Raw genomic sequence first — 15,529 nt, 5'->3', positions numbered from 1 at the left:
TGTTTACTTGCAACTCGGCGGCGGCCGGCGGGTCGGGCGGCGGAAGGGGCGTGGGACGATCGTGCGGGTGGAGACACCGGTGAAGGGGCGCCCGCGGCGCGACCGCGAGGCCACCCGGCGGCGGCTGCTGGAGGCGGCCCGCGACCTGTTCGGCGAGCACGGCTACGACGGGGTGTCGGTCCGGATGATCGCCGCCGCGGCCGACGCCAACCTCGCGCTGGTGCACCGCTACTTCGGCAGCAAGGCGGCGCTGTTCGCCGAGGTGCTGGCCGACGAGTCGCCGCTGCTGCGGGTGATCGAGGGGCCGAGCGCGGTGCCGCTGCCCCGGCGGCTGGCCGAGCACTTCGTGCGGCAGGCGCAGCTCCGCGAGGTCAAGCCGCTGTCGCGCATGATCGACCGCTCGTACGGCAACGCCGAGGTGCAGGAGATCCTGCGCGGCCACGTCGAGCGGGTGCTGATCGGCCCGCTGGCCGCCCAGCTCGACGGTCCGGACGCGCGCTCGCGCGCGATGCTGGCCGCCACCCTGATCATGGGCGGCGGCCCGATCCGCCGCCTCGGCCTGCACGAACTGCGCACCGTCGCCCCGGAAGACCTGACGGACAGACTGACCGGCATGTTCGAAGCCGCACTGCTCTAATCGTGCTACGCCGGGGGATGTAGCCGCGGCGGGCCGGCTACGGCGGTGGGCGCAGGCATGATCGGCACAGGGGCGGAGCGGCCGCCGATCCCGCGCCACATAGGCTTCTGCCCATGAGGCTGGGGGGAGCCGGGCGGCTCCGCAAGCGGTGGGAACGGGCCGGGCGCGCCAAGCGCTGGACGGCCGCGGGCGGCGCGGTCGTCGTGCTGGCGGGCGGCGGCCTGCTGTGGGGCGCGGCGGCGGGCGGCGAGCCGTCCGTCACGGCGCTCCAGCAGCGGATCGACGTGCTGGACGGCCCCAAGGACGACCAGAAGGTCACCCTCGACACCACCTTCTACCGTCCCGTCGGCCGCGCCAAGGCCCCGGTGATCCTGCTGGGGCACGGGTTCGGCGGCACCAAGGACGAGGTGAAGGGCGACGCGGAGGCGCTGGCGCGCGCCGGGTACGGGGTGCTGGCGTGGTCGGCGCGGGGCTTCGGCAAGTCCACCGGCGAGATCGCGCTGAACTCGCCCGACTACGAGGTCAAGGACGTCCGCCAGCTCATCGACTGGCTCGCCAAGCGGCCCGAGGTGCAGCTCGACGGCCCCGGCGACCCGCGCCTCGGCATGACCGGCGAGTCCTACGGCGGCGCGATCGCGCTGCTCACCGCCGGGCACGACCGGCGCGTGGACGCCATCGCGCCGCGCATCACCTGGAACGACCTGCCGCAGGTGTTCTTCCCCGACGCGACCGGCGCGGGCCCCGCCAACGGCGTGTTCAAGAAGTTGTGGGCCGGGCTGTTCTTCACCAGCGAGTCCGGCGAGACCGCTTGCGGCCGGTTCCTGCCGTCGCTCTGCGACATGTACCAGCGCGTCGCCGAGAACGGGAAGCCCGACGCCGCCGCCATCGAGATCCTGCGGCGGTCGAGCCCGTCGGCGGTCGCCGGCCAGATCAAGGTGCCCGCGCTGATCGTGCAGGGCCAGTCCGACTCGTTGTTCCCGCTGGACCAGGGCGACGCCAACGCCCGCGCGATCGCCCGCAACGGCGCGCCGGTCTCGACCGTCTGGTACCAGGGCGGCCACGACGGCGGCGCGGAGGAGACGTCCCGGCTGCGCGGCCTGGTCCGCGACTTCTTCGACCAGCGGCTGGACAGCAAGGGCGGCGGCGACCCGGCGTTCACCGTGACGCGGGCGGGCGGCATCGACTCCTCCACCCAGCAGGTGACCGTCGAGCCCGCCACCGCCGGCGCCTACCCGGGCCTGAACGCGAACCCGCGCACGCTGCCCCTCTCCGGCCGCGAGCAGACGATCCACAACCCGGCGGGCGGCTCCCCCACGTCGATCTCGGCGCTGCCCGGCCTCGGCGCGCTCGGCAGCCTCGGCGACCTGGGCGGCGGCGCGCTGGGCGGCCAGTTCCCGGTGGACATGCCGGGCCAGGCCGCCACCTTCGACACCCGGCCGCTGAGCGAGCCGCTCCAGCTCACCGGCGCGGCCACCGTCCGGATCAAGGTGACCGGCGACGGCGACGTCCCGCTGTTCGCCAAGCTCTACGACGTCGGGCCGTCCGGGCAGGGCTCGCCCGCCCGCCGCATCGCCGCGCCGCTGCGCACCAAGGCGGGCGAGGCCACCGTGACGCTGCCCGCGATGGACTACCGGTTCGACCGGGGGCACCGGCTGCGGCTGGTGCTGACCACCACCGACATGGGCTTCGCGACACCCGCCAAGCCCGCCTCCTACAAGGTCGCGGCGGTGTCGGGGCTGACGGTCCCGACCGTCCCGGCGTTGCGCACGCAGGCCGCGCCGCTGCCCGCGTGGGTGTGGGCGCTGCCGCTGGCGGCGCTGGCCGTGGCGGCGGGCATCGTGCTGACAGGTCGCCGCCGCGACACGACACCGGAGTTCGATCCGGAACTGGCCGACGTCCCGCTCCAGATCACCGGCCTGACCAAGGCGTACAGCAACGGGCACCGCGCGGTGTCGGACCTGTCGTTCCGCGTCGAGAAGGGCCAGGTGCTCGGCCTGCTCGGGCCGAACGGCGCGGGCAAGACGACCTCGCTGCGCATGCTGATGGGCCTGATCCTCCCCGACGCGGGCGAGATCAGGATCTTCGGCCACCGGGTGACGCCGGGCGCGCCGGTGTTGTCGCGGCTGGGCTCGTTCGTCGAAGGCCCCGGCTTCCTGCCGCACCTGTCCGGCCGCGACAACCTCGACCTGTACTGGCGGGCCATCGGCCGCCGCCCCGACGAGGCGCACCTGGACGAGGCGCTGGAGATCGCCGGGCTGGGCGCGGCGCTGGAGCGGGCCGTGCGCACCTACTCCCAGGGCATGCGGCAGCGCCTCGCCATCGCGCAGGCCATGCTCGGCCTGCCCGACCTGCTGGTGCTGGACGAGCCGACCAACGGCCTGGACCCGCCGCAGATCCGCGAGATGCGCGAGGTGCTGGTCCGGTACGCCGCGGCGGGCCGCACCGTGATCGTCTCCAGCCACCTGCTGGCCGAGGTCGAGCAGTCGTGCACGCACGCGGTCGTCATGTCCCGCGGCCACCAGGTCGCGGCCGGGCCGGTGGCCGAGATCACCGGGGCCGGCCGCCGACTGGAGGACGCCTTCCTGGAGATCATCGGCGAGGGGACCCCATGACCGCGACCCTGAACGGCGACCGCGGCCGGGCCGCGCGCCCCGACGGCGGCGCGCCCGGCTACGACGTGCGCCGCACGCTGCCGCTGCGCGTGGAGGTCGTGCGGCAGTGGCGGCGGCGCCGGACGCTGGTGGCGTTCGCGATCCTGCTGGTGTTGCCCTGGGTGCTGGTCGCCGCGTTCAAGCTCGGCGGCGACCCGGAGCCGGACGGCTTCCCGAGCCTGGTGGACGTGGCGACGGCGAGCGCGATGAACTTCGCGCTGTTCGCGCTGTTCGTCTCGACGGGCTTCCTGCTGGTGGTGGCGGTCGCGCTGTTCTGCGGCGACACGGTGGCGAGCGAGGCGGGCTGGTCGTCGCTGCGCTACCTGCTGGCCGCCCCGGTCCCGCGCGCCCGGCTGCTGCGGCAGAAACTGATCGTCGCGCTCGGCTACGCGGCCGTCGCGGTGCTGGTGCTGCCGCTGATGTCGCTGCTGGCGGGCACGGTCGCGTTCGGCTGGGGCGAGGTGGAACTGCCGACCGGCGGCGAGGTCGCGGTCGGCACGGCGCTCGGCCGGATGGGGATCATCATCGGCTACGCCCTGGTGAGCCAGCTCGTGGTGGCGGCGCTGGCGTTCCTGCTGTCGGTCACCACCGACTCGCCGCTGGGCGCGGTGGGCGGCGCGGTCGGCCTGGTGATCGTCAGCAACATCCTGGACGCGGTGACGGCCCTGGGCTCATGGCGCGACTTCCTGCCCACGCACTGGATGTACTCGTGGATGGACGCGCTCCAGCCGCAGATCCAGTGGACGGGGATGGCGAAGGGCGCGGCGATCTCGGTGGCGTACGCGGCGATCCTGTTCGCGCTGGCGTTCCGCCGCTTCCGAAGCCGCGACGTCGTCTCCTGATCGGGACCCTCCGTGCCGTCGCCGCCACCCAAAGCAAGACCGGCTTCCCCAAATTCGGTCGAACGGGCCGAGGTTGTCGCATAAGCTCGCGGAACCTTGCGTTCGACCCCGGCGTCGAACGAAAAGAGGCGGACATCGGCTCGATCCCCGGGTTTGAACACCCGGTTCGACGGGGGAGATGATCACCATGGCACGGCAGCAGCTCATCAAGCGCCCGAAACCGCCACGTCAACCGAGCCCGATCGACCTCAGGACGCCTTCGGGACGCCTCCTGCCGTACTGACGGAGAACCACGACCCCACAGGGCCTTCGCGCGTCCACCCGACGCGCGGGGGCCCTGTCGTGTTCCCCCATAGGAAAAACCCCTACCGAAGCCGCGAAAGAAACCTCTCCCCCGACACCACAACACGCTCGACAAGCCCGAACCCGACAAGGGCACCCCCCTCATCGGTAGCGGTGACCCGAAACCCAAGCCGTCGCCCGTCAACCTCGATCAACTCAGCGACAACCCGAACCCGGGCTCCCACCAAACTGGCGGCCCGATGCTCCAACTCGACCCGAGTCCCGACCGAGGTCTCCCCCTCCCCCAACCGCCCCGCAAGGACCTGCAAGGTGACAGCCTCGGCAAACGCGAGCAACCGAGGCGTCCCAAGAACAGGGAGATCCCCACTCCCAACCCGCTCGGCGGTATCCGCCTCACCAACCGTGAACACGCGCTCCGCGCGCAACCCGACATCCATACCGCCCATCATGACGGCGGGGACGCGCCCATTAGCGTGAGTCCATGACCGAACCACTGGCGGACTTCCTGTACGAGATCGGCCTGCTCAAGCGCTACAAGCGGACCGGCTGGCTGGTGGCGGGCGTCACCGACCCGGAGAGCGTGGCCGACCACTCGTTCCGCACCGCGATCATCGCCGCCGTCCTGGCCGCGCAGGAAGGAGCGAACCCCGAACGCGCGGCCTTCCTGAGCCTCTTCCACGACACGCAGGAAACGCGCCTGACGGACCTGCCCTACCTGGCCAAGCCCTACGTGACCAAGACCCCCAACGAACAGGTGACCGCCGACCAGACACGCGCCCTGCCCGCCCCGATAGCGGCGCTCGTCACGAAAACCGTGACCGAATACGAGTCCCAGGAAACCCCAGAGTCCCGCTGCGCCCGAGACGCCGACAAACTGGAATGCCTGATCCAGGCGATCGAGTACCGAGACCAGGGCAACCGGAACACCCAGCCGTGGATAGACAGCTCGTTCGCCCAACTAAAAACCGAAACCGCAAAGCGCCTGGCCGAAGAGGCCCTGAACACCGGCTCCCTGGACTGGATCCACCAGGCCATGAACACCTGACCGACTTCGCCGGATCCACGTCCGTCTCATTCGTCGGCCTCACCGTGGCGCTGATCGGACAGTTCAGGCCCGTGCCACCGGTGCCGCAGAGTGATTCGACACCTTGTACGGGTACCGCTGGTGGGGGTTCTCGACTTCAACACATAGAGCAACGTGCACCGAAACGCCGCGACGGCCGCGAGGCTTGACGCAGTGATTGCGTCACAATATTATTGATTTTATGCTCTTCCCGACTCCTGACCTCACCGACCTCGATCGCCTCGTTCTAGAGGAGATCGAGCAGATGAGGACGGCCCTGCGCCTTCAGATACGCCAGGTGCCAACAAAATGGGCAGACGGTCTCCGTAAATACCTGACCGCGGATGCAGTGGCGGCTTCGAACTCCATCGAGGGATTCCAGGTGCCCACGGTCGATGTCGTCGACCTGATGGACGGGGAACGCGATGTCGATATATCGGAAGCCGACCGCGACGAGACCCTTGCCTATCAGCACATGATGACCTACATCCAGACACTCCACGATGTGGCAGATTTCGCTTACAGCAAAGGCTTCCTGAACGCGCTCCACTGGATGCTACAGGGGCACCGTCACACCGTCTCCAAACCTGCCGGCCAGTGGCGGCGCGGTCCGGTATATGTCACCGACCCCAGAGACCGAAGCATCGCCGCTTACACTGCGCCTGACGCCGAAGAAGTGCCGGAACTGATGGATGAACTGGTGGCATGGTTGACAGACGATGGCTCTCATCCCCTGGTCAGAGCGGCCATGGCCCACCTGCATCTCGTTTCGATCCATCCCTGGAGCGATGGCAACGGCCGTATGTCACGCTCACTCCAGACGCTCGTCATTGCCCGTGAAGGCGTCTTGGCGCCGGAATTCTCCTCGATCGAGGCATGGCTGGGGCGACCAGGGAACACTTGGGAGTACTACCGCGAACTGAACGCCAGAGGCACCGAATACGAGCCTGACCAGGACGTCTCCAGCTGGATCAGATTCAACTTGACCGCCTATCATCAACAAGCGCAAACGGTCAGGAACAGGCTCGACAGAACCAACAGGGTCTTGGGCGTTCTCACGGACTTCGCGATAGCAGAAGACCGCGACGAGCGTTGGGTCTCCGCGCTCCACGAAGTAGCCATGACTGGACGCGTACGACGCCTGCGCTACGAACAGGCCGAAGGGTTGAGCGTCCAACAAGCGCAACGAGATCTTCGTGATCTCACAAGCTTAGGCATCCTGGAGTCGACCGGTCGCACGAGGGCCCGTTCGTACACCGCAGGCCCCCGCTTCCCCGAGCGGGCTTTGGCGGAAGCGAGAACCCCTGCGTCACTGATCGATCCTTACCGGCGCTGATTCATTTGAAGGTCACTCGGCGGGGGCGACGCCGATCGGGCAGGAGAGGCCCGTGCCGCCGATGCCGCAGTAGCCGTTCGGCACCTTGTGCAGGTACTGCTGGTGGTAGTCCTCGGCGAAGTAGAAGTCGGTGGCCGGGGTGATCTGGGTCGTGATCGGGCCGTAGCCCGCGCCCGTCAGCACCTTCTGGTAGGCCTCGCGGGACGCCTCGGCCTCCTGCTGCTGCGCCGTGGAGCGGGTGAAGATCGCCGAGCGGTACTGGGTGCCCACGTCGTTGCCCTGGCGCATGCCCTGGGTCGGGTCGTGCGACTCCCAGAAGACGCGCAGCAGGTCGCCGTAGGACACCTTCGCCGGGTCGTAGACGACGCGCACCGTCTCGGTGTGGCCCGTGCGGCCGCCGCACACCTCTTCGTAGGTCGGGTTGGGCGTGTAGCCGCCCTCGTAGCCGACGCTCGTGGACAACATGCCCGGGGTCTGCCAGAACTTGCGCTCGGCGCCCCAGAAACATCCGAGGGCGAACTCGGCGATCTCGGCGCCGTTGGGGTAGGGCGGGGCCAGCGGGCCGTCCAGCACCTCGTGGCGGGGCGGGACGGGCATGGGCTCGTCGCGGCCCGGGAGCGCCTGGTCGGGTGAGATCATCTCGGTCTTCGCGAATCCGAACACGATTGCAGGTTATGCGCCCGGGAGGCCGGTCGGCACCCCGGCGGCCCTCCGGCGCGGCGGGCGCCGGAGGGCCCGGCGGTCACCGCCGCTGGGCGGCGGTGGTCCGCTGCTGGGCCGGCTGGGACGGGATGTCGGCCTTCTCCACCTCGATGCGCTCCTTGGCCAGCGTCTCGCGGACGGTCTGCTGGGTCTGGGCGCTCTTGCGGCGCAGCCGGACGCGCTCGACCGGCACGACCACCTTGGTGATCATCAGGCGCTCGCGGTAGAGGATCATCTCCTGCTCGTCGGCGGCCAGCTCGTGCCGCTCGCCGCGGCCGTTCTCGATGGGCTCGCGGATGACCTCGAAGTCCTCGGTGAGGACGCCGACGCTCTGCTCGTACGCCTCCTTCTCCACGACCTTGCGGATCCGGACGCGGCCCGCCTCCTCCGACTGCTTGGACACGCTGAGCCGTTCCTCGTAGCGCGTGACCTCGACCTCGTCCCTACGGCGGTCCGTGTCCTCCTGCTGCCGGGGCGCGCGGGCGGTCTCCCCGGTGGCCGACGTGCGGGGCCCGGCCTGCGGCGTCGCGGTGGCTCGCGGAGTGGTCGCCGCCGCCATCGGGGTCGCGGCCGTGGACGCCTTGGCCGTGGTGGACTTCAGCGCCCCGTGCGGGCCCCGGTCGTAGTACTCGACGAGCGTCGTCTCGTCCTGCGAGGTCAAGCCGTTCTCCAGATCGACCTGCGGGCTGTCCTTCACCAAGTCCCGGCTCATCGGGACGTTGATGGTGTCGCCCGAGCCGCGCGCGCCCGCGTACGGCAGCACCCGTTCCCGCATGCCGAACGGGCCGGACTTGACCACCAGCCATTCGGGCTCACCGGAACCTTCGGCGTGCACGATCTGGGAGACCGTGCCGATCTCCGTCCCGTCGTCGCCGACGACCTGCTTGCCGACGAGACCGCTCTCCTGCGTCGTCATGGCGTTTCCTCCCCCTGGAAATCGCACCGTCTCTCCCCTGGGCACTACCCGTGACGGAGTGGCGACAATCTGCCGTTATGCCCCAGGTTTGCTCAGCGGCGGACCAGGCAGGGGCGCCCGGACGGGCTCGGCCTCGTCGGGATAGGGCGTAGGTCCGTCCTCCCGGTCAGCAGCATGATCTGTTTTGGCTGCTTACATCCTGCTAGATTGCCGCTCGTGGTGAACCGTCGCGGAATGTTGTTCGGCATCGCCGCCTACGCGCTCTGGGGCCTGTTCCCCCTGTACTGGCCCCTGCTGAAGCCGGCCGGGGCGACCGAGATCCTCGCCCACCGGATCATGTGGTCGCTGGTGGCGGTGCTCGCGATGCTGGCCGTCCGCCGCCACTGGGGCTGGCTCCGCGCGCTCACCCGCAGGCGGCTCGGCCTGCTGACGGCCGCCGCGGTCCTCATCACGGCCAACTGGGGCACCTACATCTACGCCGTCAACACCGGCCACACCATCGAGGCGTCGCTCGGCTACTTCATCAACCCGCTGATCAGCGTGCTCTTCGGCGTCCTGGTCTTCCGGGAGCGGCTGCGCGGCGGGCAGTGGCTCGCGGTGGGCCTCGGCGGGCTCGCGGTGGTCGCGCTGACCTTCGACTACGGCCGCCTCCCCTGGATGGCGCTGCTGCTGGCCGTGTCGTTCGGCACGTACGGGCTGCTCAAGAAGTTCGCCGACATGCCGTCGGCGGAGAGCCTGGCGGTCGAGACCGCGGTGCTGTTCCTGCCCGCGCTGGCGTTCGCGGTGCTGCTCCAGGCCAACGGGAGCGCCACCTTCGGGCACGAGGGCGCGGGGCACGTGGCGCTGCTGGTGGGCGGCGGGGTGGTGACGGCCATCCCGCTGATGCTCTTCAACGCGGCGGCGACCCGCATCCCGATGAGCACCGTCGGGATGCTCCAGTACCTGACGCCGTCCCTCCAGTTCCTGATCGGCCTGCTGGTGCAGCACGAGGAGATGCCGGCCGGCCGCTGGGCGGGCTTCGCGCTGGTGTGGGCGGCGCTGCTGGTGCTCACGGCCGACGGCCTGCGCGCCGGTCGCCGGGCCCGGCGGACGGCCCGCGCCGAGGCGGTCCGGGTGACCGAACCGGCGGCGTGACGGCCTTTTCTTGGCGTTGAGGGCAACTTTTCCCGGTTTGGTGACATCTCTAGAGTCGGCAAGCCCGACCCACTAAAGTGCCGGAAGTCACACCGCCTACATGTTTGACCGAGGAGTCCCCCTTGCGCCTGCTGAGCATCACCGCCCTCGGAGCGGCCCTGGTGACGGCGGGCCTGGTGGCTCCCGCCGCGGGTGAGGCGACGGCCTCGGCGTCCAAGCACGTCACCGTCGCCCCGAAGGTGGCGCAGCCGGGCCAGCGGGTGGAGCTGCGGGTGCCGGGCTGCGCGGTGGGCGCGCAGCGGCACTGGGCGTCCTCGCCCGCGTTCGCCGGGAACGTGACGCTCGGCGGCATGGCCGACTTCGGCACCGGCGTCGCGACGTTGAAGAAGGACGTGCGGCCCGGTTCCTACACCGTCACCGCGCACTGCGGGCCGCGGACGGTGACCGGCAAGGTCAAGGTCTCGACCCGGCGCTCGTGGCCGACGCTGCTGCCGACGCCGCTCAACCCGGAGGCGAACCGCACCGCACCCTGAGCATCTTGAGGCGGTCCGCCCCGCGGACCGCAAACCGAGCCCGCCGGAATTCCTCCGGCGGGCTTTTTTCTTTCGGCGGCGATGTGTCCGAACAATGCGCCCGAGCACCCTTCGGTCCTTACCGATGAGATGACATGCCCGCCGCCTCTTCTGTCAGGAAATCCCGGCTGGTGAGATGGCCGCAGAAATGTGATCGAGATCACCTGGAGGTGTATTAATTTCCCACCGCCGCACCTCTTGTTAGCAGTTTTCCGCCATGTGATACTTCCCCAGATCCTCGCATAACGCTCATGCAGCCCAAAAGCACCTAAAGAGTAGTAGACGGTCGAAACCGCAGCCTCCCTGCTCCGGTTCCCGGCCTCCACTTCGTCCTGAGGGGCCTCTCGCATGCCAGTCGACGCCGGTCCGCCGCCCGCTTTCCATGGCAACGGCGAGCACGGGAGCACGTTGTGACACTGGACTCCGCCGGCATCGTCATGACCGCACCGCCCGCGAGCGCAGGTTTCCCCGGCGCGGCCGACGCGGCCGCCGGGCTCGTGGCCGGGCTGACGGCCGAGCCGTGGGGCCGGTCCTCGCCCTCGGTGTACGAGACCGGCCGCCTGGTGTCGCTGGCCCCCTGGCTGACCGGCCACGCCGAGCGGTTGCGGTTCCTGGTGGAGACCCAGCGTTCCGACGGCGCCTGGGGGCCGCCCCTTCCCGGATACGCGCTGGTCCCGACGTTGAGCGCGACCGAGGCGGCGCTCTCGGCCGTCGCCGCCGGGGAGACCGCCGTCGAACCGGCCGTGCTGGTCAAGTGCGCGCTCCGGGGGCTGGAGGTCCTGGCCGGTCCGCTCGCGGGTCCGCTGGAGCTGCCGGACATGCCCGCGATCGAGCACATCGCCCCGTCGCTGATCATCCGGATCGGGCGGCTGCTGGACGGGATGCGGGAACGCCCGCCGGCCGGGCTGGAGCACTGGACGGAGGCGGGCCCGCCGCCGCTGCCCGCCGGGATGGACGGCGCGCTGCTGCCCGTCGTCGGCGACCTGCTGGAACTGGGCACCGAGCTGCCGGAGAAGTTGCTGCACGCGCTGGAGATCGCGGGAGAGGCCGCCGTCGGCGCGCCCTCCGTCCCCTCGGTGGCCGTGGGCGGCGACGGACCGGCCGGTCCCGACGCGCCGCGGACGATCGGCGCGTCGCCCGCCGCGACCGCCGCGTGGCTCGGTCCGGACGGGATCGGGGACCTGACGTCCGATCCCGCCGAGGCCGCCGCCCTCCGCCGCTACCTGGAGGAGGCCGTCCGGCAGCACGGCGGGCCGGTGCCCGTCGCCGTCCCGATCACCAACTTCGAGCGCGGCTGGGTGCTGAGCTGGCTGGCCCGCGCCGGGGTCCCGGTCACGGTGCCGCCCGCCCTGCTCGCCGAGATGCGCGCGTCCCTCGGCCCGTCCGGTGTGCCGGGCGGGGCCGGGCTGCCCGACGACGCCGACAGCAGCTCCGGACTGCTGTACGCGCTGTCCCTGCTGGGCGTGCCCCATCCGCCCGACCTGTTGTGGAAATACGAGACCGCGACGCATTTCTGCACCTGGCGGGGCGAGAACGGCCGCTCGATTACCACCAACGCGCATGTTCTGGAGGCGTTCGGCCACTATCTGGCCGATACGGGAGGCGGCGCGAACGCCGCGCGTTACGCCACATCCGCGGACAAGGCCGCTTCCTGGCTCCGCACCCAGCAGCAGGACGACGGCCGCTGGCACGACCGCTGGCACGCCTCCCCGTATTACGCGACGTTCTCCGCCGCGCTCGCGCTGGACGAATTCGGCGGTCCCGCCTCTGCGACGTCGGTGGCGCGCGCGGTCCGCTGGATACTGGCCACCCAGAACGCCGACGGCTCCTGGGGGGATTTCGGCGGGACCGCCGAGGAGACCGCTTACGCGTTGCAGTTGCTCCTGCTGGCTCGGAACGTCCCGGCGGAGGCCGCCGACGCCGTCGCGCAGGGCGCCGCGCTGCTGCGGTCGGCGGTGCTGAGCGGTGACCTGGATTCGGACAAGCCGCCGCTGTGGCACGACAAGGACCTTTACCGCCCCGTCGCCATCGTCCGGGCCGCCGTCCTGGCCGCCCTCCACCTCGCCGACTCCGGGGGACGCGTTTCCGCGACGTGAATTACGCCACATCACGCCTCCGTTACCTGGTGAGAGCTTTCCGGTAAACCATTCACCTTGAGCGGCTTTGATCGCGTTGGTAAGGTTCTGCGGTGCGCGAACCAGAAATATCGCCGTGCGCAGCAACCCCCGCCGCCCGTGTCTCGCATACTGGTCAAAGCACCGCGCATCGCAGGCACCATGACAATTGTTGGGGCGATTCGTAATGCGTTTCCGCAACCCCGGTGTGCGGACGGAGGACGTGGCGCCGCTGCCACTGACCGCACGGTGGGTCGGCGCGGCGTGGACCGTCCTGCGCGGAAGGTTCGCCCAGGTCGTGAGCGGTGCGGCCACTCCCGATGACGTACGGCGACCGCTCGCGGACGGCCCCGTCACGCGCCCGGAACGGCGTCCCGGAAAGACGGTCGAGACGCCGCGGGAACCGCGCCGGCCGCGCCCGCTGCCGGCGTCGGCGACCGTCCCGTTCCCGCGTTCGCGCCCCGTCCGGCACCGGACGGAGGCCGACGCGCCGACGCGCCGCGTCGCGCAGCCCGACCCCGCCGAGGAGGACCAGCCCACCGTGCCCGAAGTCCCCAGCACCCCGTCCGGGCTGCCCGTCCGGGTGCCGCAGGCGAACCTGGCCCCGCCGCTGCGCGCCGACGAGAAGCCGGCCGCCGGCGAGCCCGCCGACGAGCCGGGCGGCCCGGCCCGCTCGCCCGCGGAGATCCAGCGGATCATGGGCTCCTACCAGCGTGGCACCCGGCGCGGCCGGAGCGAGGCACAAGCCCTGGGCAACGAAGCAGAAGGCGAGGACGAGCAGTGATGCAGAAGGCGGGTTCGGCGGCCGATCTGAGCTGGTTGCTGGACGACCTGGTCAACCGGCTGCCGCACGCGCGGCACGCGGTCGTCCTGTCGGCCGACGGCCTGCTGATGGCCTCCTCGGCGGCCATGTCGCAGGACGACGGCGAGCACCTGGCGGCGGTGGCGGCGGGCATCCAGAGCCTGGCCAAGGGCGCGGGGACCCGCTTCGGCGGCGGCCCGGTCCGGCAGACGATCGTGGAGATGCAGTCGGCGTTCATGCTGGTCTCGGTGGCGGGCAAGGGCGCGTGCCTGGCCGTGCTGTCGGACGAGGAGGCCGATGTGGGCCTGATCGCCTACGAGATGGCGATGCTGGTCACCAGCATGGGCCACCACCTGTCCACGCCGTCGCGCACCGAGACCGGGGAGCGCCCCCTGTCATGATGCCGCCGGAGGATCCAGCACAGTGGCCCGAGCGGCCCCAGCAGGAGTACCCGCCCGAACGCCTCCTGGACGAGCACGTGGGCCCGATGGTGCGCCCCTACGTGATGACCAGCGGCCGGATCGAGCCGACCCGCGGCAGGTTCGACCTGATCACCCTGGTGGTCGCGGCCGGTCCCGAACCCGACACCGCCATCGGCCTCGGCCCCGAGCACCTGGCGATCGTGCGCCTGTGCCAGTCGGTCACCTCGGTCGCCGAGCTGACCGGCCTTCTCGACCTCCCGGTCGCCACCGTGCGGGTCCTGCTCGGGGACCTGCTCGACAAGGGCTTCATCACGATGCAGGAGCCCGAACCCGAGGCGGACATGCACGACATCAGGCTCTACAAGGCGGTGATCGATGGTCTCCGGGCGCTCTGACGGCCGCCGGCTGCCCACGGCTGTGAAGATCGTTATCGCGGGCGGCTTCGGCGTCGGCAAGACCACCATGGTCGGCACGGTCTCGGAGACCAGGCCGCTGCGGACCGAGGAGATCCTCACCGACGAGAGCATCGGCGTGGACGACGTCTCCGGCGTGGAGAAGAAGAAGACGACCACGGTGGCGATGGACTTCGGCCGCATCACGATGCAGGAGGAGTACGTCCTCTACCTGTTCGGGACCCCGGGCCAGGAACGGTTCTGGTTCATGTGGGACGAGGTGGCGCTGGGGGCCCTGGGCGCGGTGGTGCTCGCGGACACGCGCCGCCTGTCGGACTGCTTCCCGTCGGTGGACTACTTCGAGCGCCGGGGCACCCCGTTCGTGGTGGCGGTGAACTGCTTCGAGGGCGCGCAGCAGTTCGACCTGACGGAGATCCAGATGGCCCTGAACCTGGGCCCCGACGTCCCGGTGATGTTGTGCGACGCCCGCAGCCTGGCCTCGTGCAAGAAGGTGCTGATCGACCTGGTGCTGCACGCGATGAAAACGCGCGGCCTGGTACCGGAGACGCAGAAGGCGTGACGGCCTAGCTGGCTTCGAGGCCCGCCGCTCCCTGAACTCTCAGAGCTCTCAGGGCTCTCAGGGCTCTCAGGGCTCTCAGGGCTCCCTGAGCGGCGGGCCTTCTCGCCGAGAAGCCGTCAGCCGCGCGGGTTACGACGAACGATGGCGGTGTTGAGGGCCGTGGCGAAGGCGGTCCAGCCCAGGTAGGGCGCGAGCAAGACCGCCGCACGCCGATCCGCCCGCCAAGCCCGGCGCACGAGAAGGACGTTGGCGGCGTTCAGGGCCAAGACCTCGACCAAGGCGGCACGCGGCGCACGCGCGGTGAAGAACAGGGGCGTCCAGGCGGCGTTGAGGGCGAGGTTCCAGCCGAACGCCCGCCGCAGACCAGCCCGCTCGCCGGAGGTGGCGGAGGAGTCCAGGGCCCGCGCGCCCGCCCAGGCGATGAGCCCGTACAAGGGCGTCCAGACAAGCCCGAAGACGGGCGGGGGCGGCTGCCAGGAGGGCTTGTTCAGGGACTCGTACCAGGAGGAGTCCGGCCGGGTGGCGACCCCGCCAGCCGTAGCGGCGGCGGTGACGGCCAGCGAGGTCTTGGCAAGGGTGCCCCGAGAGGCCCGACGAGCACGTTGAGCAGCCATGATCGCGTCCTACCCCATGGGGAGGGGCTGACGCCTGGTCAGGTCATGCCGAGCTTTCATATGTGACCAGCGGCCTTAGCCTGTGTGTGACATGTGATCAGCAGCCTTAGTCCGATGCTTGACAAGTGACCAACAGGCTCAGCCCCGTGTGCGACACATGACCAACAACCCCAGCCCTGCGACCCACACGTGACCAACAGCCTCAGCCGCGCGCCCACACCATCACGCCGACCTCGCCCCGTGCCCCACACGTGATCAACTACCTCAACCCAGCCCTCCGCGCTCAAGCAACAACCTCAACCCGCACTCCGCGCAACAACCCCAATCCGCGCTCCCGCGCAACAACCTCAACCCGCGCTCCCGCGCAACTACCCCAATCCCGCACTCCGCGCGTGATCAACTACCTCAACCCCGGGCCCGAACATGCCCAGCTACCCCGGCCACCGGGG

16 protein-coding genes are annotated in these 15,529 nt (G+C 70.5%); 12 read left to right on the top strand and 4 right to left on the bottom strand.

From position 1 onward, the window contains the following. The first annotated feature begins 79 nt into the window (after positions 1-79). From AH6_RS35500 to AH6_RS35490, 3 genes are all read left to right on the top strand, one after another. Complete coding sequence (locus AH6_RS35500; protein ID WP_245679615.1) at positions 80-637, top strand: TetR/AcrR family transcriptional regulator; 558 nt, start codon at positions 80-82, stop codon at positions 635-637. Between the two features lie 113 nt (positions 638-750). Beyond that, a complete protein-coding gene (locus tag AH6_RS35495) occupies positions 751-3,249 on the top strand; it encodes an alpha/beta fold hydrolase (protein ID WP_157431922.1) in 2,499 nt (832 codons plus the stop codon). After that, a complete protein-coding gene (locus AH6_RS35490) occupies positions 3,246-4,130 on the top strand; it encodes an ABC transporter permease (RefSeq protein ID WP_067489023.1) in 885 nt (294 codons plus the stop codon). Before AH6_RS35495 ends, AH6_RS35490 begins: the two co-directional genes overlap by 4 nt. Positions 4,131-4,495: 365 nt before the next feature. Here the strand turns inward: AH6_RS35490 and AH6_RS47165 are convergent, their stop codons facing one another. Continuing rightward, positions 4,496-4,870, bottom strand: coding sequence for a thioesterase family protein (locus AH6_RS47165; RefSeq protein WP_067489083.1), 375 nt, complete (start codon positions 4,868-4,870; stop codon positions 4,496-4,498). Positions 4,871-4,914: 44 nt separating this feature from the next. On the opposite strand from AH6_RS47165, the gene AH6_RS35480 reads away from it, so the two are divergent. After that, positions 4,915-5,478, top strand: a complete 564-nt coding sequence (locus tag AH6_RS35480; protein ID WP_067489021.1) for an HD domain-containing protein — start codon at positions 4,915-4,917, stop codon at positions 5,476-5,478. A gap of 220 nt (positions 5,479-5,698) precedes the next feature. Then, complete coding sequence (locus AH6_RS35475; protein ID WP_067489019.1) at positions 5,699-6,832, top strand: Fic family protein; 1,134 nt, start codon at positions 5,699-5,701, stop codon at positions 6,830-6,832. Between the two features lie 12 nt (positions 6,833-6,844). Here the strand turns inward: AH6_RS35475 and msrA are convergent, their stop codons facing one another. Further along, entirely contained in the window at positions 6,845-7,495 is a 651-nt protein-coding gene (gene msrA / locus AH6_RS35470) for a peptide-methionine (S)-S-oxide reductase MsrA (protein ID WP_083983792.1), read from the bottom strand. A gap of 79 nt (positions 7,496-7,574) precedes the next feature. Continuing rightward, positions 7,575-8,450, bottom strand: a complete 876-nt coding sequence (locus AH6_RS35465) for a DUF2382 domain-containing protein (RefSeq protein WP_067489017.1) — start codon at positions 8,448-8,450, stop codon at positions 7,575-7,577. Positions 8,451-8,684: 234 nt separating this feature from the next. On the opposite strand from AH6_RS35465, the gene rarD reads away from it, so the two are divergent. The 7 genes from rarD (at position 8,685) to AH6_RS35430 (ending at position 14,466) form a co-directional block, all read left to right on the top strand. Next, positions 8,685-9,584 (top strand): EamA family transporter RarD, encoded by a 900-nt coding sequence (gene rarD, locus AH6_RS35460; protein WP_067489014.1) that lies wholly within the window; start codon positions 8,685-8,687, stop codon positions 9,582-9,584. A 122-nt stretch (positions 9,585-9,706) separates the two neighbouring features. Then, the gene (locus tag AH6_RS35455) at positions 9,707-10,117 is read left to right on the top strand and encodes a hypothetical protein (protein ID WP_067489012.1); all 411 of its coding nucleotides are present in this window, start codon (positions 9,707-9,709) and stop codon (positions 10,115-10,117) included. A 449-nt stretch (positions 10,118-10,566) separates the two neighbouring features. After that, complete coding sequence (locus tag AH6_RS35450) at positions 10,567-12,252, top strand: prenyltransferase/squalene oxidase repeat-containing protein (protein ID WP_245679613.1); 1,686 nt, start codon at positions 10,567-10,569, stop codon at positions 12,250-12,252. A 241-nt stretch (positions 12,253-12,493) separates the two neighbouring features. Beyond that, positions 12,494-13,054 carry a hypothetical protein gene (locus AH6_RS35445; protein ID WP_157431921.1) on the top strand — a complete coding sequence of 187 codons (561 nt, stop codon included), beginning with the start codon at positions 12,494-12,496 and terminating at the stop codon, positions 13,052-13,054. After that, positions 13,054-13,473 carry a roadblock/LC7 domain-containing protein gene (locus tag AH6_RS35440; protein ID WP_157431920.1) on the top strand — a complete coding sequence of 140 codons (420 nt, stop codon included), beginning with the start codon at positions 13,054-13,056 and terminating at the stop codon, positions 13,471-13,473. The genes AH6_RS35445 and AH6_RS35440 overlap by 1 nt, the downstream gene beginning before the upstream one ends. Beyond that, on the top strand, positions 13,470-13,889 hold the full coding sequence (locus AH6_RS35435; protein ID WP_083983791.1) for a DUF742 domain-containing protein: 420 nt from the start codon (positions 13,470-13,472) through the stop codon (positions 13,887-13,889). The genes AH6_RS35440 and AH6_RS35435 overlap by 4 nt, the downstream gene beginning before the upstream one ends. Then, complete coding sequence (locus AH6_RS35430; RefSeq protein WP_067489006.1) at positions 13,870-14,466, top strand: GTP-binding protein; 597 nt, start codon at positions 13,870-13,872, stop codon at positions 14,464-14,466. The genes AH6_RS35435 and AH6_RS35430 overlap by 20 nt, the downstream gene beginning before the upstream one ends. A 116-nt stretch (positions 14,467-14,582) precedes the next feature. Here AH6_RS35430 and AH6_RS35425 read toward each other — a convergent pair whose 3' ends face one another. Further along, positions 14,583-15,080 (bottom strand): TspO/MBR family protein, encoded by a 498-nt coding sequence (locus tag AH6_RS35425; RefSeq protein WP_067489004.1) that lies wholly within the window; start codon positions 15,078-15,080, stop codon positions 14,583-14,585. Positions 15,081-15,529: the final 449 nt, after the last annotated feature.

The organism is Actinomadura hibisca NBRC 15177 (assembly GCF_001552635.1).
Taxonomy (GTDB): Bacteria; Actinomycetota; Actinomycetes; order Streptosporangiales; family Streptosporangiaceae; genus Spirillospora; species Spirillospora hibisca.
This window is presented reverse-complemented; position numbering and strand designations above follow the sequence as displayed.

What these genes read in the sequence shown, in the direction of transcription:
- AH6_RS35430 (WP_067489006.1), top strand. Translation starts at nt 13,870, where the DNA reads ATGGTCTCCGGGCGCTCTGACGGCCGCCGGCTGCCCACGGCTGTGAAG.
- rarD (WP_067489014.1), top strand. Translation starts at nt 8,685, where the DNA reads ATGTTGTTCGGCATCGCCGCCTACGCGCTCTGGGGCCTGTTCCCCCTG.
- AH6_RS35465 (WP_067489017.1), bottom strand. Translation starts at nt 8,450, where the DNA reads ATGACGACGCAGGAGAGCGGTCTCGTCGGCAAGCAGGTCGTCGGCGAC.
- AH6_RS35425 (WP_067489004.1), bottom strand. Translation starts at nt 15,080, where the DNA reads ATGGCTGCTCAACGTGCTCGTCGGGCCTCTCGGGGCACCCTTGCCAAG.
- AH6_RS35435 (WP_083983791.1), top strand. Translation starts at nt 13,470, where the DNA reads ATGATGCCGCCGGAGGATCCAGCACAGTGGCCCGAGCGGCCCCAGCAG.
- AH6_RS35495 (WP_157431922.1), top strand. Translation starts at nt 751, where the DNA reads ATGAGGCTGGGGGGAGCCGGGCGGCTCCGCAAGCGGTGGGAACGGGCC.
- AH6_RS35440 (WP_157431920.1), top strand. Translation starts at nt 13,054, where the DNA reads ATGCAGAAGGCGGGTTCGGCGGCCGATCTGAGCTGGTTGCTGGACGAC.
- AH6_RS35475 (WP_067489019.1), top strand. Translation starts at nt 5,699, where the DNA reads ATGCTCTTCCCGACTCCTGACCTCACCGACCTCGATCGCCTCGTTCTA.
- AH6_RS47165 (WP_067489083.1), bottom strand. Translation starts at nt 4,870, where the DNA reads ATGGATGTCGGGTTGCGCGCGGAGCGCGTGTTCACGGTTGGTGAGGCG.
- AH6_RS35490 (WP_067489023.1), top strand. Translation starts at nt 3,246, where the DNA reads ATGACCGCGACCCTGAACGGCGACCGCGGCCGGGCCGCGCGCCCCGAC.
- AH6_RS35480 (WP_067489021.1), top strand. Translation starts at nt 4,915, where the DNA reads ATGACCGAACCACTGGCGGACTTCCTGTACGAGATCGGCCTGCTCAAG.